The sequence below is a fragment of the Bremerella alba genome, assembly GCF_013618625.1.
GTDB lineage: Bacteria > Planctomycetota > Planctomycetia > Pirellulales > Pirellulaceae > Bremerella > Bremerella alba.
Window position 1 is genome coordinate 48,257 of record NZ_JABRWO010000002.1, and the last position, 20,697, is coordinate 68,953.

Here is a 20,697-nt window from a genome sequence, read left to right on the forward strand (position 1 = left end):
CTGAAGCAGCTTACGAAGATAGGCCCAGCGTTGAAAATCGTCTCGTTCAATCGCTTTAATTCTCATGAAATACATGCCGTTTCGGAGTGAACGCCCCCGCCGATTAAGACCATCAAGACAGCACGAAAGATCAGTGCGAATTTAGCAAGTTATGATCCATGAGACCGGAACTTTGGCGTCAACGCACTGTCTGCATCAGCATCTTCATTAAACTTATTTAGGATTTTGACGTTTCACGTACAGGTAATACGCTCCACAAATTTCATCTCCGTTTTCATCTAACAGATAAGACTGAATCTCGATCGGCCCTGCTGGCAGGGTTTGCTGGCTTACGAAGGCCGTTTGAGCCTGATTCGGCTTGGCAATGGGTATGATATTGTCACCAATTCGGAGTTTTGCTTGCTGGATCGGCAGTGCTGCCCCAGCGATGAAGGTCCCGTCGGTAACCTGCTTGGGAGGACAACCCTCAGCGAGTTTCAGTTCGCTCTCACGTGGCCAGCGTCGCAGCTCGAATTTGTAGACTCCAGGCTGATCGATCTGAACGTGCCAAGCACCATTCTTACGATCACCGCGACGAATCTGAATCTGCTGGTCGACGAATACGTCGAGCCATTCGCAACCCGAGAGAAGCATCGGATTTTCAGCGTCATGTCCCACGATCACACGCTGTGGCTCTAGCACATCGTGTCGGACACCTTCCCACCACTGCTGCAGATGGGCCCTCATTTTGGCAACCACTTCAGGATTGTCAGCTGCCACATTCTGATCTTGGTGCAAATCGACGTCAACGTTGTATAGCCTTCGATTTTCAAGTAGCCGCCAATGCTTCCACATGACACACGCACCATTACGATGTGGAATGGCAGGGTTTCCCTTCGTGTATCTCACCCTTGCACCGGGCATTCGGCTGTAGTTGATCACCAAGATTCGGTCTGCGAGGGTAATCGAATGATCATCGATCACTGGTCGCAGGCTAATCCCATCGAGCTTCGGCGGTAAGTGCTGCTCGATTCCGCATAGGTCTGCCAGCGTTGGCATGAGATCTTGCACGTGACAGAGCGTGTCAACTTCGCCTGGAGTGTCGATTCCCGAGGGCCAGCGCATGAAGCAAGGAACCCGATGACCACCTTCCCACAATGTCGTTTTGTTACCTCGCATTTGGGCATTGAAATAGTGAATGCCCATCGTGCTGCCATTGTCCGTTAAGAATACGACGATCGTGTTCTCCTTGAGCCCGGTCTTTTCTAGAAACTGATCTAAGCGGCCGACGTTGTCATCGATATTGGCTCCCATAGCCAGGAAGCTGACAAGGTCTTCCTTGCGTTGGGGATCAAGCGACTTAACCACCTCTGGGTTAGCACGCATGGCATCGCGAATTGACTCCCGATAAGAATCAGGCACGAACCAAGGCCAGTGGGCCGCGTTGGTAGCAAGGAAGGCGAAAAAGGGGCGGTCATCTTGTTGGTTATCTGCCCACTTCATAGCTTCTCGAAAAAAGACATCCGTGCAGTATCCTTCGTACTTTTCTCGCTTGGTATTGTGAATGTAGGTGTCCGCGAAGTAATCGTTATCCCAGTAATCAGGTACACTATTGATATGCGACGAAGGGAACCATACGGCCTCTTCAAATCCGCGGTCTTCGGGACGAAACGGATAGTTGTCTCCCAGATGCCATTTGCCAAAAAGCCCGGTTCGATAGCCAGATTCTTGAAACACATTCGCTATCGTTTTCAGTTCGGGCCGAAGCAAAGTTCTACCGCTGCTGACGTTGATCGCACCGTTTCGAAACGCATCTAGACCACTCACAAATTGGCCCCGTGTTGGCGTGCACATGGGCGAAACATGGAAGTCAGTAAAGCGAACGCTATCCTTGGCCAGGCGATCTAGATTCGGCGTGCTCGTAATAGGATTGCCGTGACAGGAGAATTCACCGTAGCCCTGATCGTCTGTCATGATGACGATCACGTTTGGACGTTGGCCAGCACTAATGACACCAGGCACCAACATCGCGATCCAGGAAACTACACTGGCAGCCAGGAGGGCAATTATTCTCATAACCATTCACTTTCTCTAATCGACGAGGTAGCTCAGAAGGTACATCGAGTTTATTAACGGGCTCGTAGTGACAAAAATGAAATAGTCGCTTCTCATTTCCGAAACCGACTTCGAAGCGCGTCTACTAGAACGGCGACGACAATCACACTTCCCGTAATGATTTGTTTATTCGCATCGGACACCCCAACTTGGGCTAATCCGGTTTGCAGTACAGAAATGATCAACACGCCGATAAACGAACTAATAACGCTGCCACGACCGCCCATCAAACTGGTTCCGCCAATCACGCAGGCAGCGATCGCCGACAACTCTAAGCCAATCGCAGCGTTCGGATCTGAACTTGAGAGGCGCGAAGTCTGTGCAATGCCGGCCAAGCCACATAGGAGGCCACTCAGGGTAAACACCGCGATGGAATAGGGAGCCGTTCGAATGCCAGACATCCGCACGGCTTCTTCGTTCGTCCCAATGGCCATGCAATAGCGACCGAAAACTGTTCGTGAAAGCAGAAATTGTCCAGCCAGCACGGCCACCAAGGCAAGTAAGAAGGCCGGCGACAATTGCAGGTAAGGGACAGGATCGCCAATTACTTCAACCTTCGCCCCGATGTACTTTGTCTGAGAATCGGTAACAACCTTGGTCGCTCCTCGAGCGATTTCGAGCATCCCCAACGTGACGATGAACGAGGGAATCCGGAAACCGACTGAAACGCTTCCGTTAAATAATCCGCATAATGCGCCTGTGAGCAAGCAAATAGGAATGGCAGCCCAAAGCGGCCAGCCAGCATCGACCATCAATGCTCCTAACACCGCAGACGACAACGCGAGAATCGAACCGACAGAAAGATCGATGCCGCCCACCACCAAGATGAACGTCATCCCCACGGCAACCAAAGTCAGGTCGGGAATCTGGTTTGCAATTGACGTAAACGTGGCACGCTGTAAAAAGTTCTCGCTTAATGCACTGAACACGCCCACCATGATAAATAGCACCACGCACAGGCCGCCATACTGAACGAGCATTGCTCTGATTGACTTCGAGTTCATGCCTCGGCACTCCGCTCAAGATATCCAGAAAATGCGGCTTGCATGATCAATTCGTGGGACATGTCTGGTCCTTCGAAAGTCCTTACCAGCGTACCGTTCGACATCACGGCGATCCGATCACAAGTTTCAAACAGTTCTTCCAAGTCACTACTTACGATAACAATTCCTTTCCCTTGGGCGGCTAGTGTATCAATAAGTCGATAGATTCGCTTTCGAGCCGGAACATCAATACCACGCGTTGGCTCATCGAAAAGAAACACACTTGCATTGGTTGCAAGCCACCGTGCGATCACTACTTTCTGTTGGTTGCCGCCACTGAGAGTTCCAGTTGGCAGTTCGATATCGGTGCATCGAATCTCCATCGAATGGCAGTGCCGCAAGGTTTGCTCGTTCTCCGCCTGAAAACGAATCAACCCTGCGTGGCTGAATCGTTTGCTCATCGCTGCGAGCGTGGTATTCACCCGAACTGATTGTGGGAGTAGTAAACCATTTTTTTTACGATCTTCGGTTACCATCGCGATACCGGCAGATACCGCCTCGTGCGGATGACGAAACAAACGCGGTGTTTTGTCTGCGGCCAGATAGACCGCTCCTGACGATGCGATGTCAGCTCCGAAAATCAAGCGTAGCAGTTCGGTCCGCCCAGCCCCAACCAGTCCCGCGATTCCAAGGCGTTCTCCTTGGCGAACATCGAAACTAACTTCATCGACCATGCCGCCGGATAGTTTCTCGACACGCAACGCGAAATCAGTCAAACTCGAACCACCGTCCGACCGCTGGCTTGCCGACTCATGTTGAGGATGATCACCAGTCATCAATTCGACCATCTCGTCGGTGGTTAAGTCGGCGGTCTGATAGGTTCCGATCATCATCCCATCACGGAGAAATGATATGCGATCCGAAATCCGGGATATTTCGTCGAGCCGATGGCTGATGTAGATAATACCGACTCCCTCAGCCCGTAATTTGTCGAGCCAAGTGAATAGTGATTCGGCTTCCGCATGACTCAAAGCGGCGGTAGGTTCGTCAAGTATTAACAGTCGACACTTTCGATACAGGGCAGCGGCAATCTCAAGCATCTGCTGCTGACCAACGCCCAAGGTCTCCACGATCGCGTCGGTTGCGATCTCACGTAAGCCAAGTCGATCGAGCGCCTCGCGTGCTTGGTGGTGGAGTTCTTTTTGCCGGATAACTCCTCCCAACGCTGGCAGTCTAGTGAGCAGCAGGTTTTCGGCGACGCTTAGCGTCGAGATGAGGTTGAACTCTTGCTGAACGATTTCAATACCAACGGATTCCGCTTCACGCTTAGATTTGGGTTGATAGGCATGACCGTTGACTGACATTCGACCAGAAGTAGGATTCACAAGCCCTGCGATAATACGCACCAACGTGCTTTTCCCAGCCCCATTTCCTCCTAACAACGCATGGATCTCACCTGAACGGACTTCAATCGAACCATCGCGCAGCACCAATGCTTCACCATAACGTTTGGTCACATTGGTCGTTTTGAGAAGTGTCGATGCGGCGTCATTCACGGGGAGATCGATTCCTGGGTGACTAGATCGACTGGGGTTTCGACGTCTTCAATCTTGGCATCCGGGTCCTCGATGAGCTTCAGCGCGTTCTCTATGCCGTAGACGGCCAATTGATCTCCATGTTGATCGGCCGTAGCCAAGATCTTGCCATCTTTGATGGCTTGCTGAACCGCTGATATATTGTCGAACCCGACGACCAGGACTTCGCCTTCGCGACCTGCTCCTTTCGCCGCAGCGACTGCCCCCAGGGCCATGCTGTCGTTAGCAGCCAAGATGGCTTTGACCTCGGGGTGTTCGCTTAGCATTGAAGAGGCTATCGTGTTCGCCTTACTCATTTCCCATTCAGCCGACTGATGGCCAACGACCTTGATTTGAGCTTCCTCCATTGCTTCTTGGAAGCCAGCCAATCGCTGTTGCCCGTTGAAAGACGTGCGAACCCCTTCCAAGATGCAAACAGAGTCTCCAGTTACCAGCTTTCCGGCCAGGTAACTGCCGACTTGCTTTGCACCGGCTTTGTTATCAGGGCCGACGAAAGGAATTTCGACTTCTTCAGTCGCCAATACATCGGCATCGAGCCGATTGTCGATATTGACAACTACCACCCCTGCTTTTATGGCTCTTCGTAGCGCCGGCACCAACGCCTTCGAGTCTGCCGGCGCGATTACAATCGCATCAACATTGCTGGCAATCATTTCTTCTACCAGCGAGACCTGACGACTAATGTCGCGTTCGTCCTTGATTCCATTCACAATCAGATCGAACTGGTCAGCGTTCTCGGCTTGATAGTTCTCGGCGCCATCGGCCATAGTCGAGAAAAACTCGTTGGCCAACGACTTCATGATCAAAGCGATCCGTAGCTTATCCGATTTGCCCGTTGGGTTTGAACTTTCCGAGTGGCAGCCGAAAAGAAGCAAGATGAGCGATAGACCAAAAAGTGCTCTGTTCATTTGATGGATTCCAAAAGACATTCGATTCCTTGACGTGATCCAATACTCGGTTGAGCGCCCTTCTTGGACGCTGCGATCGCTCCCGCCGCATTCCCAAAACGCACTGCTTGCTCGAGATTCCCTTGCTCGGCCCAACTAACAGCCAGAGCTCCTGCAAAAGCATCACCGGCCGCAGTGGTATCAACGGAGTCGGTCACCAATGCCGGAATCAGTCGACCGCCCTGATCGTCAAACAAGAAGGAGCCTCGGCTACCGAGCGTGATGACGACGTGCCGCGCACCTTGCTGATAGAGGGCCTGGCCAGCTGCTAATATCTGTTCAGGAGAATCGAGCGAGATCCCGGTCAGCTCTTCTGCCTCGTGCTCATTGGGGCAAATGAGATCAACCTGCAATATTTTTTGGGGACAACGGTGGGGCGCAGGGGCCGGGTCCAGAATCACACGAACATTCGCAGCTCGAGCAATTTGGATAACCTCCAGCACTGTTTTGGTTGGAATTTCCAGCTGCAAGAGAACCGTCTGACTCGATTCAATCACTTGCCGATGTTTCCGGACGTCCTCAGGCGACAACCTTCCATTGGCACCCTCGACGGCGATAATCGAATTTTGACCAGCTTGATCAACCGTAATCATCGCGAGACCACTCTCACAGTCAGGCGTCACAAGAATATTTTCGCAATCGATTTCATAGTTGCTTAGTCCACGAATCAATCGATTTGCAAATGCATCGTCTCCTACGCGACCCAACATCGCAACAGAAGCACCTGCTCTCGCGGCGGCGACGGCTTGATTTGCCCCTTTTCCTCCAGGAACCTCGTCGAAGGACAACGCAACAACGGTTTCGCCTGGTTTAGGAAATTGGGAGCACCGCAGCACGAGATCCATATTAATGGATCCAACAACGGCGATTTTGGCTGGGCTGGTCAATTTCGACACGCAACTACCTTTCGCCTGAAACGTGAGGACTCGAGCTCGAGGGTGGCTCGCTCGAAAGAAGCGTTAGGGCTTCGGTGGCGCGAGCCTTTTGAGCGTCTCTTAAGATCAAATAACGATCACGTCCACCTTGCATGGGTTCAAATTTCGTATACCCATCTTCAAGAACGGTTACCTGGCCCTCAGGCGACAGATCGAAGTATCCATGATCGGGGCGGATGGCAACCAAAACGGAGGTCAAATCCCAAGTCGGGCGATCATGAGGAGGCGGAATATACAGTTCGTAGGCTTCCACGACCGGATGATGTTCGACGTATCCGAAGTCGCGTTCGACGCTTTCATGCGGGTACTTCAGGTTCAGGCCAATCTCGAAACCGCTCCAGATGATGGATGTTGGCCATTTCGAGAACAGACGGCGGGCGGACGGAACGTCTTTGAAGACATTGTACTCGCGGTACCGTTTCGGCTCACCCGTCTTGCGATCTGGGATTTTCTCGAATGCGGCTGCCATAACGGAGAGCAGGCGGACCTTTTTCTTAACCAACTCCATACCGTTTAGGGAGCTGATTTCATCGGCAGGCGATTCCAACAGATTAGCTAGATTGGTGGAAAACCCAACCTGACAAATAACGACAGAACCATCTTCCGAATCAGCTAAAGCGTTACGTAACACATTGACAGCACTGGAGGCCTGTTTACCTGATGTCAAGTCATGTGGATAACGTAACTGACCATTGTCGGTTGCATTTGCTAATCCGTTGAACTTGCCTTCTTGCGGGGTCACATCGCTACTGCAAACACCAATCGGAATATCACCTCGGCCATAGAACGTATTGATGCAATCGACGAACGGAGCTGCCAATTCATGATCTTTGGTAATTGTGACTGCCAACAACTTGCATTCAGCTCGCGATTCCAAGGCATGAATCATTGCCAATGCCAATACGTCGTCGCTGTCATTGCCGATGTCCGTATCGAAGATCAATGGAATTGGCTTACGGAGTTCTTCGGCGGTTAACGATTGCGGCAAACAAAAGCCAATGCTTGAAAGCATCAGCAGCAGCACTGCTTTATATTTCATGATGGGGACACCTTTCCGACAGATGCTCTTGTAAGGAGGGTGACGGGAACTTTGTGCATCTTCTGCACTGGGGCTTTTCCGCTTCGAATCTGCTCGGCTACCAACGATGCAGCGAGCCGTCCGAGTTCTGGAACATCTTGAGCGACAGTTGCCAACGGAACCTGCATGAAGTTCGCGAATTTAACGTCGTCAAAACAAACTAATGAGAGGTCTTCCGGTACACGTCGTCCCAACTCCATGGCTGCCTGGTAGGCACCAAACGCGTTGGGCGTGCTCATGGCAAAGAACGCCGTTATCTCTGGATGGTTCATCAGCAAGTTGCGAGCAGACTGATAGCCCGATTCGTAGGTAAATTGATTCCCTTCGACCAGTGCTGGATCAAGGTTAACACCAACTTTGGCCAAGGCCTCCTTCACGCCCAGCAGTCGCTGATCGCTAGGAAGCGTGCCAGCGATCCCTTGCAAAACCCCGATCTTACGATGCCCATTGCCGATCAATAGCTGCATCGCCTGTTGCGTTCCCGTTGTGTGATCAGACGTTACCTGAACCATCGACGATTTGTCTTTGCAACGATCGACCAATACGAGCGGAGTACCTTGTTCACGTGTGCTCTCGAGATGCGCAAACTTTAGTCCAACAGGACAAACGACCAGGGCTTCAACGCTACGAGCAGTTAACTGTTCGATGAGCTTCTGCTCTTTTTCGACCGAACCACCACTGTCGGCCAGAATTGCCGAAAAGCCATCCGATTCGGCTGAGACCGTCACCGACTGAGCTATTGAGGAAAAAAAAGGGTTGGAAAGGTCAGGGACGACAATCCCTAGCAGCCCCGTCCGTTTTAATCTCAGAGAACGGGCCACCTGACTCGGTCGGAACCCTAACTTTTCCGCCTTGTCCCGAACGAGCTGGGCGGTTGAGGAACTGATTCGATACTTCTCGGCCAAGCCATTTAAAGCACGAGATGCCGTCGAGACACTCACCTTGGCCTCGCGAGCAACATCGCTCAAAGTCGAACCAGAACGGGCCTTAGGCACGAGAATAACCGCCTATAATCTAATTGAAATCCGAAAACGCCTTATGCACAATCGATTGTGCTTCCATGTTAGTTAAAAACCATTACTTTACAAGTATCACTTGATCAATTTTAACAACCTCGAAATGCCCCCTTTTTCAACGAACTCCGAAATCCGTTGTCTTGCTATATTTTGACGGTTGTTATGGAGTCAGCTATCTCTCCATCCTGGAAGGAGAATCGGATCCGCCATCACAGCGAAGCTTACGGTTGCTGGTTGGGGCGAGCGATGATCTTGCAGTTTATCGAAAAACAATCACTTCACTGACAGTCATCGTGGGAACAACAATTGCTCGATTGGTTTTGGTCGTTCTCATCCCGAAGGAGCCCCAGGTCTTACGAGTAGATGAATCGTACAATTTTTTTCTGGACACGTTTGATCAAGGTGCTGACAACGTCAACGCTCTAACATCTGGTTGCGATCATGTCGGCAAGGCAACATCGTCCGAGGCAAAACGGCAGAGACATCAGAACTGCAAGCTCTTTTGGGGTTGGTTCCGAAAGATCCCAATTAGCTAAATGGCACGCAGCTCTTCTTGCACCCGAAGCTTGCGAACCTTTGGTTAAATAGATATCTGAACTTTTAAACGACGTCTTACGTTCATACGATGGCGGTTCCATTTTCTACCACACTGACCGCTTTCGGATCACGTCATGGCTAGGTCATTTCAGATCTGATCATCTTTAAGCGATTCTCTCTCCCGTTAGTGATGAAGGAAGCATTCATTGCACGTGAGACGAAGCAACATGGCACGATTATTGCTTTACGAGTAAGTCTCTCATAATTGACAATTAGCTACGCCCTCACCTGGGAATGAGTACGCATCCCATGCTAAATACCGCAGATAACATGATTACAGCAAACGCATTTCACGCTCCGGTGAATTGTGCGTCCCATACCAGGCCGACAGTAGCAAAGGGAATCCTTGAGGCGATAGGTTCAACTCCTCTAGTCCAGTTGACCCGGTTTCTTGATCGCAACGATGTAACACTTTACGCCAAGCTGGAATCGCAGAACCCGGGGGGAAGTGCCAAGGATCGTCCTGCATTGCAGATGCTCCGCGAAGCCATCGAATCAGGCAAAGTGAATAGCGATACGACGATCGTAGAGTCTTCGTCAGGGAATATGGGTATCGGTCTCGCGCAAGCATGTCGCTACTACGGACTTCGATTCGTTTGTGTTGTCGACCCAAGAGCTCAGGCTCAGAATTTGGCAATCATTAAAGCTTTAGGCAGTGAAATTGAACAGGTTACCACTCCAATCGAAGGGGATTTCCTGGCAGCCAGACTCGCACGCGTAGATGAACTCTTAGAACAGTTACCCAATAGCTATTGGCCCAATCAATACGCCAACACCGAGAATCCCAAGGCTCATGAACTGGGAACCATCCGTGAAATCGACGAAACGTTGGACGGAACACTCGATTACTTGTTCGTGGCCACAAGCAGTACTGGGACGATTCAAGGTTGTCGCAATTACTTACGTGCTCGCGGAAGAAACACCCAGGTAGTCGCAGTCGATGCCACTGGGAGCGTCTTATTTGGTGGTACGTCCGGCCGCCGTATGATACCTGGCTTAGGAGCCGGCCGTGAACCGGCATTGGCTCGCCATAAATTCTTCAAGCACGTGCATCGAGTCACGGATCTCGACTGCGTGATCGGCTGCCGTCGAGCAGCCACGAAAGAAGCCATGCTGATCGGTGGCTCCGCAGGCGGAGTACTTGAAGCGATCCGGTCTGCACAGAACACACTGTTGGGCAAGACATGTGTGGCCATCTTGCATGACTCAGGGGCGCGTTACTTAGACACCGTCTTCAACGATCAATGGGTGCAGCAGGAACTCGGAATTTCTCCCGATGATTTAGAGCAGATGACAACAAGTAACGTGAGCTCTAGCTAATCGTGCATGCCATGACTCAAATTCATACTCAGCTATCCGATCGAATGGAAAATCTGCGTCCATCGAAAGAATCACCTTATCGCATCGCGATTATCGGAGGTGGTCCTCGTGGTCTGTATTGCCTTGAATCCCTGAGCCGGGCATTAAGTCATCATTCTACCGATTGTCCGGTGGCCGTCGATGTCTTTGACCCTTGTTCACATCCCGGTGCAGGGAATGTTTACGCACTTGATCAACCTGACTACCTAAGAATGAACTTTCCCAACGGACGGATCGACGCCTGGGGTAGTGAAAATTCTCGCCAGATAGACCAAATGTCGCTACTAGACTGGCTTCAAGAGCACTTCCCACATCTGTCCAATCCGGAAGGCTACTCTCCAAGGCCCGTTGTAGGTCGCTATTTGCACGAATGCTTTCGGCAAGTTCTCGAACAATTCCCTAGTGATGTGGCCGTCCAAGTGCACCAAGCACGCGTCACTGAAGTCATCGAGAGTGGCCCAGCATGGAAAGTTTCGACGACTGAGACATCCATGCTGGCCGATAACTTAGTGCTTACGACCGGGCACGAAGGCTGGCGTTCGACGGGCACTCTCTCCAATCAACATGATGCGCGAATTATCGAACACGTGTTCCCAGTGGGGCGTCAACTTTCTCAGGCACGAATTCCGGCGCAATCAACGGTTGCGATCCGAGGATTTGGGTTAACTTGGATCGATGCCACGCTTGCACTTACTGAAGGCCGCGGCGGCACATTTTCTGAGACAGCAGATCATTGGACTTACCAACGCTCTGGTGATGAACCGACAAAGATCTTCCCTTACTCACGAACGGGACGCCCCCTGCTGGCCAAATCGGTCGAACCACAAATGAAGCTGCCAAGCTGCCTTTCTGATATCTGGGAGAGCGGCCGCTTAGCCATCGCGGCTGTTCCTCAGTCAGACGATCCCTCGCGGCAGGTTGAAGAACTTTGGCAGACGATCACAAATGTGTCAGCGCAGGCACTTCAGGCAATCCGAACGACAAGCAGTTCTGCCTCAGTCCGATCTGACCTTTCAGATTGGTTTACATGGTGGAAATCTTCCAAATTTTCTGCGGCACAGGCCTACGACGTGATGAAACGATCACGCGATGTCGGAATTGGTCTGTCACAACCAAATGAAGCTTGGATCTGGGGTGAAACTTGGCGGCGAATCTATCCAGCCCTTGTTGCCCGTGTTAGCCACGGAGGCTTATGTGTTGCAGGATGGAAACTATTTCGAGAAGTTACCATTGAGATGGAACGCCTCGCATTCGGCCCACCACCTGAAAATATGAGTCGTATGCTCGCGTTGATCGATTCGGGCATCGTTGACCTAAGGTTTGTCAGTGAGGCTGAACTCACTCAAGGTCTCCATGAACTGGATCTGTGCTCTGACCATCACCGAAAAGAAGTTAACGTAGTCGTCAACGCCGTGATTCCTGCACCGTGCGAGATTTCACCAAGAGGACCGATATCTAGTTTACTCGATGGCAATGCAATCGCTTGGGACAACCGGGAAATCGGTCTTCCGGTGGATGAGCACGGATGTCCTCCACCGTATCAGCGTAAGAACCTGGCCATTTTTGGTAGAGTCACGGAAGGGACTGTATTAGGAAATGATACACTTAGCCGCAAACTTCATCCTCAAATCGAGAACTGGGCGCAGAAGACTGCGCAGCGAGTTCTAAATCGAGAGTATACCCTTTGAATACAGACGTCTTTAATATTTCTAGCCTCCGCTCGAAATGCCAGGGGATCCTTCCTCTAAGTGCTTACTTGCAACCCTGGATGGAAAACATCCTAAACAGCAGTGAAATTCATAATTGGATGCGGCAACATGGCTCGCCTTTGAATCTTATCCGTACCGAGCCCCTCGTTCATAACATTCAATCGCTTAACCGTATAGCGCAGCAGCTTGAAATTGACTTTCGTGTATATTTCGCGCGGAAGGCGAACAAGTGCCTCAGCTTTGTAGATGTCGCCTCCGAAGCAGGTGCAGGTATCGACGTCGCGAGTCTCCAAGAGCTTGAGCAAGTTGCCCAACGTGGAATCTCCGGCCGAAACATCATCTGCACGGCGGCAATCAAAGACGAAGGCTTGCTGTCAGCGTGCGTTGACTCCGAAGCGACTATTGCCATCGACAATGCCGATGAATTACATCAATTGTCGAAACATCTCAGCGAATCCGCACCACCAGTCGACATAGCACTAAGGCTGAGTGGCTTTGAATTCAATGGTAAGCGACTCGACTCACGATTCGGTATCGACATCAATCAACTGGATCAATTCCTGAGATCCTGGAAAGATACGCTTTCCCGGCCATCGATTCGTATCACTGGCATTCACTTTCATCTAGACGGGTACTCCGCACAACAAAGAGTGGCTGCGATAAGCCAGTGCTTACCTGTTACGGATACCCTCCGAGAACTTGGTCATCCAGTTCAGTTTCTGGATATGGGTGGTGGTATCCCAATGTCTTATCTAATGGACGAGGCTCAGTGGCGTTCTTTCTGGGACGAACTTCATCATGCTGTATTGAACAAGCGGAAGCCGATCACATTCAAGAATCATGGGCTCGGCTTCCTAGATGTTCAGGGAGAAATTCACGGCACCCGAAGTTGCTATCCTTACTTTCAGTCATCTGTACAAGGCGAATGGCTGCGGACTGTACTTACTTCTAACTTCGAATCGTCTACGATTGCTGACGCGATTCGCAAGCGTAACCTTCAACTGCGGTGCGAACCTGGCCGAAGCGTGCTCGATGGTTGTGGCATGACGGTGGCCAAAGTGGTATTCCGGAAACAGCATCCCAATGGAGAGTGGTTTGTGGGGTTAAGCATGAACTCTACCCAATGCCGGACAAGCAGTGACGACTTCTTGGTTGACCCAATCTTGGTGCCTGAGCCAGATGCTCTCAGAAGCGATGCAATCGAAGGTTACTTAGTCGGGGCCTACTGTACAGAGTCCGAACTTATAAGCCTTCGAAGGTTTCAATTTCCGCAGGGCGTGAGCATTGGTGACCTGATCGCAATTCCAAACACAGCTGGCTATTTCATGCACTTTCGTGAGAGTCGATCTCACCAATTTCCCCTCGCCACGAACGCGGTCGTCACATCACTGGCCCCGCCACAAATCAGTATCGATGAAATAGACCTATGACCTTGACGCTGCAGCTCTAGTTTAGATATCGCAACGAACGAAAGGGGTCGTCTCGATGGCCTCAGGCTCGCATTGAATACACTCTGCAAGCTTTCCGTGGACCTTGAGCAGCGTCTTCAGGTCTTCTTCCAGTTCAAGCTCTGGATGAACTTCGGACCAAAAATGCGCCGTGCGAACGAATGCGAGAAACACGAGTAGGTGCTGAAACGCTTCTGCGCCCATCGCTCCGTTAAGGGCCTTGAGACATGAAGACGCCTGGGGAGTCCGTAAGAATACGTGCGACGCACAAGCGAATAGCGTCTCTTCCTCAGGGGTACCACTAGCCGGTGGCTTTGCAAAAATCGTAGGCTTATCCCGTAGAGCATTCAAATGAGGCTCGAGGGCTTCACCGCATGGCAAGTCACGCTGAATCAATTGAACGACTTGGTCTATCGTCTCAGGAGGGCACTTCATATTTCCTGAAGGTCGCCCCAGCCCGACGAGAAATCCGACATGCCGGGCCAGACAATACCGAATCCTACAGAAGCGTGACAGGTAGACGAACAACCGTTCTTTTAACAAAGACGGCAGTGGATTATCCAGATACCCAAACTTGGCAAATCCCCAGAGGTTTTCCGTAATCTCAGGCGTCTCCGGCCCTAGCTGGAAAAAATGGGGAAGCACACCAAAACGTTGTTTTACTTCACGTGGTATACGAGAGGGATCATCGTAAAGCTCGTCGTCGAGTTCATAACTCATACTAACCTACGCTCTTATCCAAAAGAAAGATCTCTGCGCCAGGTAGTATAGATCAACCGCTCGAAGTCGTGAGGGCACGTCTCAAGAAAGAGTCAAGTCCCAGCCAGATTTTGTTAGCATACGACATTTATCGCATTGAAGCTACGTCCGATCGCAAACATTAGAATTTCTGCCGCGTAAGAGAGGGGATAATGACGATGGATGGCCCAAAGTGCTTGCACATGCCAGAGCTTGAGCCAGTGAACTCAGGCGAAGATAAGCACCAGATCCTTCTCTCAAATTGAGATAACTCGCTGGCCTCCCCGACAGTTCCGTAGCGGCTTTCAATACTTACAAGCTATTAATGTGCGAGGTCTCATTTCCTTTTTAGCGTCGACAGACTATCGACGCTTTACGGCTTAACCAATCGCGAGCCAATTGCCCGATCAACACCACGTTATAAGCATCTCATGAACGCGACCAAGGCAGCCTTCTCGTCGGCAGTCAGCTTGGTTTGCAAGGCAATGTTGAAGAACTCCACAGTATCTTCCAGGGTAAGAAGACGTCCGTCATGCAGGTAAGGCGGGGAGTCTTTAATACCTCGTAGTGTAAATGTTTTAATCGCACCGGCTGGGACGTCTTTGTGCCCGCTGACCATCTCGAAGTCATAGAAACGACTTAGCTGTAGGTCATGCATTTTGTCGTCAAGGTAATTCGGAGCCGGGTGGCATTCGCCACAGCGACCTTTGCCGAAGAAAATCTTTTCGCCTGCCAATTCCTGCTTGGTTGCTTTGGCAGGATCAAGACGTCCGAACACGTCGAGCTTTGGTGCGGGTGGAAAATCCAACATGTTCTGCATTTGAGCCATCATGGCCACCTGATCCGTTCGATCAGGCAGGTGCACTCCCTTTTTCATCGCAATTACGTGATCGCCATCGAAGTAGGCCGTACGCTGTTCAAATTGAGAAAAGTCTTCTACTGATCGTAATGAGCGTTTCGAACCATGGATTTGCTGATTAAACATACCACGAAGGCTAACCGTATCGATCCGGAAACGATTTTCCTGCGGACGTGTATCTGGATTCAGATGAAATGCCGCGTTCGTGTGGCCATTCACATGGCAATCGAGACATGATACGCCCAACTCAGGCTCGATCGTTTTGCGATCCTCGGTTTGGTTGAACTGCTGTTGCGGAAAAGGAGTCAATAAGAGTCGCATCCCTTCCATTTGTACCGGCGTCACTTTCCCTTTGAGCAATCCATAATAATTCTTGATGGAAAGAACTTCGCCCTGGGTGACGTCACCTAGCTCGGGGCGATTAATGAGAAACATCGGTGGCGGAAACTCAGGCGTTAAGTGATCTGGTAGGTCAAAGTCCACGTCAAAACGTTTCAAGTTTCGTTGCTCAAGCTTCGCAATCACATCGATTTGATTTTTTGGAAACACCTGTCCGCCGGTTGCGTGATGAGCATGGGGTAAGGGGCGGAAACCAGCAGGAAAGACTCGCTGATCGTGAATCTGCTGCGGCGTGAGATCTCCGAGTCGTTCCCAGGTCATCCCTTCCGGCAATCTGATGCGAATACCTTGTTGAACTTTCTTTCGTTTTCCGGACATCCATATATCGGAAGGCTGGTCGGTCAAATCATAGCGATGCCCAAGGAGATCGGCCTGGCGTTGGTTAATATCATCTCGCTTTGCTGCGTCCGCTTCATAAACCTCTTGAAAAGGCTTTTCCTTAACCACTTCCATATAGGTCTTCGGTTTCGGCTTTGGCGTCGAAGACTCCTTCATAGGGGGTTCGACATCTACGTTGTCAGGTGCCATGGGGGGAACCTGCTGACCATTTGCCGTGGCCACAAGAAGGTCATGTGCCGCCAATAAACTAGTAACGACGAGCCAAATGCCAATTCGTGTAGAGTGCATCGTTTCTGCCTGATTAGCTGAAGGGGAAAATCGTTTGTTGGACAGTGATGTGCGTCTGTCCCGCAACTCTCGGACCAAGAGCATTGGTAAATGGCCTTTGCGAATGCTTTTCATGAAACCCTCAACGGTCATATTTCGCGGCAATAGACCAGGTGAATGACCGGCAGGTGGCACAGATATTGCAGCACGCTCCACTGCAGTGGGTCTTCGCTTGCTCTTGGCCGGCTACCTGGAAGCAATCGTTCAATTGCGAGAATTTAAACGGGAAAGCAGGGCCTATGCAAAAGAAAGACGAACAACGATTGCGGCGACGCGAGTTTCTTAAAAGTATGGGTCTTGCAGCGGGAGCTTCTTCGATGGCAGGCAATGTAATGGGACAGGCTGACCAAGCGCAGGAGCAAGGACGTACGCCCACTCCACATGAGATCACATTCGAGCTAAATGGTAATCAACAAACCGTACAGCTTGACCCTCGCACGACATTAGTGGATCTGCTTCGAGAGCATCTTCATCTACCAGGCACCAAGAAGGGCTGCGACCACGGGGCCTGTGGGGCGTGTACGGTTCATGTTAATGGAGAGCGAGTTCTCTCCTGTTTGACACTGGCCGCAACGCTTAACGACGCAAAAGTAACGACTATCGAGGGTATTTCTCCTGAAGACGAACTTCATCCTATTCAAGAGGCCTTTCTCCGCTGCGACGCATATCAGTGTGGTTACTGCACCCCTGGCCAGATCATGTCGGGAATCGCATGTATCGAAGAAGGCCATGCCCGGAACGGTGAGGAGGAAGCCCGCGAGTGGATGAGCGGAAATTTATGCCGTTGTTCTGCGTACCCCAATATTCTGGCCGCCCTGCGCCAGACCGCTGGGGCAGAATCGGCCGAAGACCCTGCATCGAAGGTTAAGGTTTTATCGCTCAAAGAAGCAAGGAACTAGCGCATGATTCCGTTTGAATACAAGTCTCCAAGTTCCCTCGACGTGGCCCAGCTCTCCTTAGATCACCACCAAGTCATGGCACTTGGCGGTGGAACGACGCTCCTTGACTTGATGAAACTGAATGTACTTCAACCACGGCAATTGGTTCATGTCAAACCATTGCTGAACGATCATGTCGAAGTTGTCGATGGAAAATTGGTCATTGGTGCCGGTTGCACAATGGCCAAGTTGGCAGATTCCGATCCAATTAAAAAGAACTTCCCCGCGCTTCGACAATCATTAATTTTGGCTGCATCCCCCCAGATTCGAAATATGGCAACCATTGGGGGAAATCTTTTACAGAGAACTCGATCAACCTATTTTCGCCATCCCGACATGCCAGACGATGCTCTTCAGGGCGAGCACGACGCGCTTTCCGCTTCCGGGGTGGATACAACCTATCTAGCCGTACTCGGAAACGACGGTCGACTGGTAGGCACCTATCCTGGGGACTTTGCCGTCGCGCTGGTCGCGTTTGATGGAAGCATCCTTGTAAAAGGCCGTGAAGGTCAGCGAACGATCAAAGCACGTGAGTTCTACAAAACACCACGAGGGCATCAAACACAGTATTCAACGCAACTTGATGAAGGAGAACTCATCTCGCACGTAACGATTCCTGTCGGCAGTGCCGAAGAGTTCGACGATGTAACGCAGCAAAGCTTTTATCTGAAGATCCGCGAACGCAGCAGCTACGCTTTTGCACTCGTGAGTATCGCGGCTGGACTTTCTTTGGAAGGAGATAGCCCGAACGACGAACAGACAATCGTCGATGCACGAATTGCAATTGGAGGTCTGGCTTCCATCCCCTGGCACAGTGCAGCTGCGGAAAGCGCCTTGATCGGCAAAAAGGCCAGCGATGAAACATTTCGCGCTGCCTCTGAAGCAGCATTAGCCGAGGCTCGTCCGCCCGTTGGCACGCAATATAAGGTCCTTATGGCAAAACGCGCCATGATTCGTGCTTTGCAGATCTTGCGTGACGAAGGGAAGTTTGACGACGAGCGTCTTTGGGCAATGCAGCACGGTCGAGCCTAACTCATTTAGGGTTGACTCAGCTGGGTCGTTACCAAATCTTAAAAAAGGGAAATTGAGAAGATGGCCGAGACAAACTATCCCCCAATCAAGATGCGCGGCCCCGTTGGCAAGCCAATTGTGCGGAAGAGCGGTCGCGAAAAGGTATCTGGAAAAGCGACGTTCACTGCGGAATGGCCAATCGATGGACTACTACACGCGGTGCCAGTCCCGAGCACGATCGCTCGCGGTAAAGTCGTTTCGATTGATGCTTCGGAAGCGAAACAAATGCCAGGCGTGCGATTTATCCTGACGCCTGACAACGTACCTGACTTTGAACGCGTCGCTTCAGGATCAGAGACAGGATTCGAAACAAGTATTGCCTCAAGTATCTATCCCGCCGCTGAAAAGGAAGTGTTTTACGCCGGACAGTACATTGCCGCCGTGGTGGCCGACACATTTGAGACGGCCCGTGACGCGGCGATGCAGGTCAAAGTGAAATACGAAACGACCGACCATGTAACCGACATCGATCAGGCCCCGGCTGATGAACGCCCCGGAGATGTTTTCGGCGAGCCGCCGGTTATCACGATCAACGATGCGGAAGCCGCTTTGCATGCGGCAGAAGTCGTTATCGATGAAGAATACCCCACGCACATGAACCATCACAATCCGATGGAGCCACACGCTGCGATCGCTCATTTTACGGAAAAAGATGAGAAACCATTTCTGACAGTCTATGAAACATCGCAAAGCATCAGCGTTGCGCAAACTAGCTACGCCAAAGTCATGCAACTCAATGCCCAACAGGTACGGGTTATTTGCAAATACATCGGCGGAGCGTTTGGCTCTAAGGGTCTAACCTGGCCGCATGCGTTATTAGCTTGTTTCTGCGCCAAGGTAGCCAACGCGCCAGTAAAAGTTGTCGTTTCTCGAAGTCAGATGTACGGCGGCACTGGGCATCGCACCCCCATGCGTCAGCGGGTGGCGATCGGGTGTTCGAAAGAGGGACACATTACTTCCTTAATTCACGAGGGTACCGCGACTGTTTCGCGTAAGGAGAACTACGTCGAAGCGTTCACACTTCCGACGCGAATGATGTATGACACCCAAACGTTGCGTTTAGCTCAGCGACAATGTCGTCTCGATACTCAGCTTCCCACGTTTATGCGGGCTCCGCCGGAGACACCGGGGATGTTTGTTCTCGAATCGGCCATGGATGAAATGGCTACCAAACTTGGAATTGATCCTCTTGAGTTTCGCATTCGCAACGAGCCCCAAAAAGACATCCACAAGAATAAGCCCTTCAGCGGTCGGTATTTGGTGGAATGCCTCCGACAGGGCGCTAAAGAGTTCAGTTGGCACAAGCGCATAGCAGAGCCCCGTAGTCAACGAGAAGGTTCGTGGCTAATTGGATACGGCGTTGCTTCATCGACCTTTCCCGTGAATGGCTTTCCCACCCAAGCACGCATTACCGTAAGAGACGATGGCACTGCGGAAGTGGCTTGTTGCTCGCACGAACTTGGCACCGGCACGGCCACGGTCCAGAGCCAGTTATTGGCCGACCTCCTGGATATTCCAGCAGGACGAGTTTCGATGGTTCTCGGCGACACGCAATTGCCACCTGGGGGAATCTCAGGCGGAAGTTCCACAACCCATAGTCTCGGATCTGCCGTCAGCGATGCGGTAGAACAGCTCAAGAAGAAGCTTATCGATTCCGCCCCGAAAAATTCCTTTCTCGAGGGCAAGAGCCCGAAAGACATTCAATTCCAAGATGGCCATATTATTCACGGACAGGACAAACTTCGCTTGGAAGACTTCCTGGCCGAGATCAACCGCGCATCAATAGTCGTGGTCGGCAAATTCGATGGCGGCGAGGACTCACCCACGTCGAATCACTCCTATGGAGCCCAGTTTGTCGAGGTGGCGGTCGACGAAGATTTCGGCATAGTTCGGTTACGACGCATGCTTGCATGCTTCGCGTGTGGGACGCTCCTCAATGCTAAAACGGCCCGCAGCCAATTCATGGGAGGGATGATCATGGGAGTGGGTCACGCCCTGCAAGAGGCCACGCATTGGGATCATCGTCTGGGCCGCATCACTAATGACAATCTTTCCGAATACCACATCCCGGTGAATGCAGACATCCCCGCAGTGGATATTATGTGGATCGACGAACCCGACTTCAATGCATCGCCGATTGGGGCCAAAGGAATAGGCGAGATTGGGATCACCGGTGTTTCGGCCGCCATCGCCAACGCAATCTACAACGCTACCGGGCGTCGTTGTCGCGAACTTCCAATCACGCTAGAGAAGGTCATGGCCTAA

General features: G+C 51.4%; 15 protein-coding genes. 6 read left to right on the forward strand and 9 right to left on the reverse strand.

The window, feature by feature from the left end; genetic code table 11:
* Positions 1–213: 213 nt before the first annotated feature.
* The 7 genes from HOV93_RS03490 to HOV93_RS03520 form a co-directional block, all read right to left on the reverse strand.
* Positions 214–2,055 (reverse strand): arylsulfatase, encoded by a 1,842-nt coding sequence (locus HOV93_RS03490; protein ID WP_235989789.1) that lies wholly within the window; start codon positions 2,053–2,055, stop codon positions 214–216.
* Positions 2,056–2,147: 92 nt separating this feature from the next.
* Positions 2,148–3,098, reverse strand: coding sequence for an ABC transporter permease (locus tag HOV93_RS03495; RefSeq protein ID WP_207395085.1), 951 nt, complete (start codon positions 3,096–3,098; stop codon positions 2,148–2,150).
* A complete protein-coding gene (locus HOV93_RS03500; protein ID WP_207395086.1) occupies positions 3,095–4,633 on the reverse strand; it encodes a sugar ABC transporter ATP-binding protein in 1,539 nt (512 codons plus the stop codon). The genes HOV93_RS03495 and HOV93_RS03500 overlap by 4 nt, the downstream gene beginning before the upstream one ends.
* Positions 4,630–5,580, reverse strand: coding sequence for a sugar ABC transporter substrate-binding protein (locus HOV93_RS03505; protein WP_235989790.1), 951 nt, complete (start codon positions 5,578–5,580; stop codon positions 4,630–4,632). The genes HOV93_RS03500 and HOV93_RS03505 overlap by 4 nt, the downstream gene beginning before the upstream one ends.
* Positions 5,577–6,515: a ribokinase gene (rbsK, locus tag HOV93_RS03510; RefSeq protein ID WP_315853338.1), complete on the reverse strand. Its 939-nt coding sequence runs from the start codon at positions 6,513–6,515 to the stop codon at positions 5,577–5,579. The genes HOV93_RS03505 and rbsK overlap by 4 nt, the downstream gene beginning before the upstream one ends.
* A gap of 4 nt (positions 6,516–6,519) precedes the next feature.
* Complete coding sequence (locus tag HOV93_RS03515) at positions 6,520–7,593, reverse strand: nucleoside hydrolase (RefSeq protein ID WP_207395087.1); 1,074 nt, start codon at positions 7,591–7,593, stop codon at positions 6,520–6,522.
* Positions 7,590–8,627 (reverse strand): LacI family DNA-binding transcriptional regulator, encoded by a 1,038-nt coding sequence (locus tag HOV93_RS03520; protein WP_207395088.1) that lies wholly within the window; start codon positions 8,625–8,627, stop codon positions 7,590–7,592. The genes HOV93_RS03515 and HOV93_RS03520 overlap by 4 nt, the downstream gene beginning before the upstream one ends.
* 888 nt (positions 8,628–9,515) lie before the next feature.
* Here HOV93_RS03520 and sbnA point away from each other — a divergent pair.
* From sbnA to HOV93_RS03535, 3 genes are all read left to right on the forward strand, one after another.
* A complete protein-coding gene (gene sbnA, locus HOV93_RS03525; RefSeq protein ID WP_207395505.1) occupies positions 9,516–10,565 on the forward strand; it encodes a 2,3-diaminopropionate biosynthesis protein SbnA in 1,050 nt (349 codons plus the stop codon).
* A gap of 11 nt (positions 10,566–10,576) precedes the next feature.
* A complete protein-coding gene (locus tag HOV93_RS03530) occupies positions 10,577–12,292 on the forward strand; it encodes an FAD/NAD(P)-binding protein (RefSeq protein WP_207395089.1) in 1,716 nt (571 codons plus the stop codon).
* Positions 12,293–12,372: 80 nt separating this feature from the next.
* Complete coding sequence (locus HOV93_RS03535; RefSeq protein WP_207395090.1) at positions 12,373–13,743, forward strand: Y4yA family PLP-dependent enzyme; 1,371 nt, start codon at positions 12,373–12,375, stop codon at positions 13,741–13,743.
* A 21-nt stretch (positions 13,744–13,764) separates the two neighbouring features.
* Here the strand turns inward: HOV93_RS03535 and HOV93_RS03540 are convergent, their stop codons facing one another.
* Together HOV93_RS03540 and HOV93_RS03545 are read right to left on the reverse strand one after the other, a co-directional pair.
* The gene (locus tag HOV93_RS03540; protein ID WP_207395091.1) at positions 13,765–14,481 is read right to left on the reverse strand and encodes a hypothetical protein; all 717 of its coding nucleotides are present in this window, start codon (positions 14,479–14,481) and stop codon (positions 13,765–13,767) included.
* Between the two features lie 436 nt (positions 14,482–14,917).
* On the reverse strand, positions 14,918–16,384 hold the full coding sequence (locus HOV93_RS03545; RefSeq protein WP_207395092.1) for a cytochrome B6: 1,467 nt from the start codon (positions 16,382–16,384) through the stop codon (positions 14,918–14,920).
* Between the two features lie 356 nt (positions 16,385–16,740).
* Between HOV93_RS03545 and HOV93_RS03550 the strand changes: the two genes are divergently transcribed.
* The 3 genes from HOV93_RS03550 to HOV93_RS03560 are packed head-to-tail and all read left to right on the forward strand — an operon-like array spanning position 16,741 to position 20,697.
* Positions 16,741–17,322 carry a (2Fe-2S)-binding protein gene (locus tag HOV93_RS03550; protein ID WP_235989795.1) on the forward strand — a complete coding sequence of 194 codons (582 nt, stop codon included), beginning with the start codon at positions 16,741–16,743 and terminating at the stop codon, positions 17,320–17,322.
* Positions 17,323–17,325: 3 nt separating this feature from the next.
* Complete coding sequence (locus HOV93_RS03555; RefSeq protein ID WP_207395093.1) at positions 17,326–18,393, forward strand: FAD binding domain-containing protein; 1,068 nt, start codon at positions 17,326–17,328, stop codon at positions 18,391–18,393.
* A gap of 60 nt (positions 18,394–18,453) precedes the next feature.
* On the forward strand, positions 18,454–20,697 hold the full coding sequence (locus HOV93_RS03560) for a xanthine dehydrogenase family protein molybdopterin-binding subunit (RefSeq protein WP_207395094.1): 2,244 nt from the start codon (positions 18,454–18,456) through the stop codon (positions 20,695–20,697).

Excerpts from the sequence above, each read along its gene's own strand:
- HOV93_RS03490 (WP_235989789.1), bottom strand. The coding sequence starts at position 2,055 with ATGAGAATAATTGCCCTCCTGGCTGCCAGTGTAGTTTCCTGGATCGCG.
- HOV93_RS03495 (WP_207395085.1), bottom strand. The coding sequence starts at position 3,098 with ATGAACTCGAAGTCAATCAGAGCAATGCTCGTTCAGTATGGCGGCCTG.
- HOV93_RS03505 (WP_235989790.1), bottom strand. The coding sequence starts at position 5,580 with ATGAACAGAGCACTTTTTGGTCTATCGCTCATCTTGCTTCTTTTCGGC.
- HOV93_RS03515 (WP_207395087.1), bottom strand. The coding sequence starts at position 7,593 with ATGAAATATAAAGCAGTGCTGCTGCTGATGCTTTCAAGCATTGGCTTT.
- sbnA (WP_207395505.1), top strand. The coding sequence starts at position 9,516 with ATGATTACAGCAAACGCATTTCACGCTCCGGTGAATTGTGCGTCCCAT.
- HOV93_RS03530 (WP_207395089.1), top strand. The coding sequence starts at position 10,577 with ATGACTCAAATTCATACTCAGCTATCCGATCGAATGGAAAATCTGCGT.
- HOV93_RS03535 (WP_207395090.1), top strand. The coding sequence starts at position 12,373 with ATGGAAAACATCCTAAACAGCAGTGAAATTCATAATTGGATGCGGCAA.
- HOV93_RS03540 (WP_207395091.1), bottom strand. The coding sequence starts at position 14,481 with ATGAGTTATGAACTCGACGACGAGCTTTACGATGATCCCTCTCGTATA.
- HOV93_RS03545 (WP_207395092.1), bottom strand. The coding sequence starts at position 16,384 with ATGCACTCTACACGAATTGGCATTTGGCTCGTCGTTACTAGTTTATTG.
- HOV93_RS03550 (WP_235989795.1), top strand. The coding sequence starts at position 16,741 with ATGGCAGGCAATGTAATGGGACAGGCTGACCAAGCGCAGGAGCAAGGA.
- HOV93_RS03555 (WP_207395093.1), top strand. The coding sequence starts at position 17,326 with ATGATTCCGTTTGAATACAAGTCTCCAAGTTCCCTCGACGTGGCCCAG.
- HOV93_RS03560 (WP_207395094.1), top strand. The coding sequence starts at position 18,454 with ATGGCCGAGACAAACTATCCCCCAATCAAGATGCGCGGCCCCGTTGGC.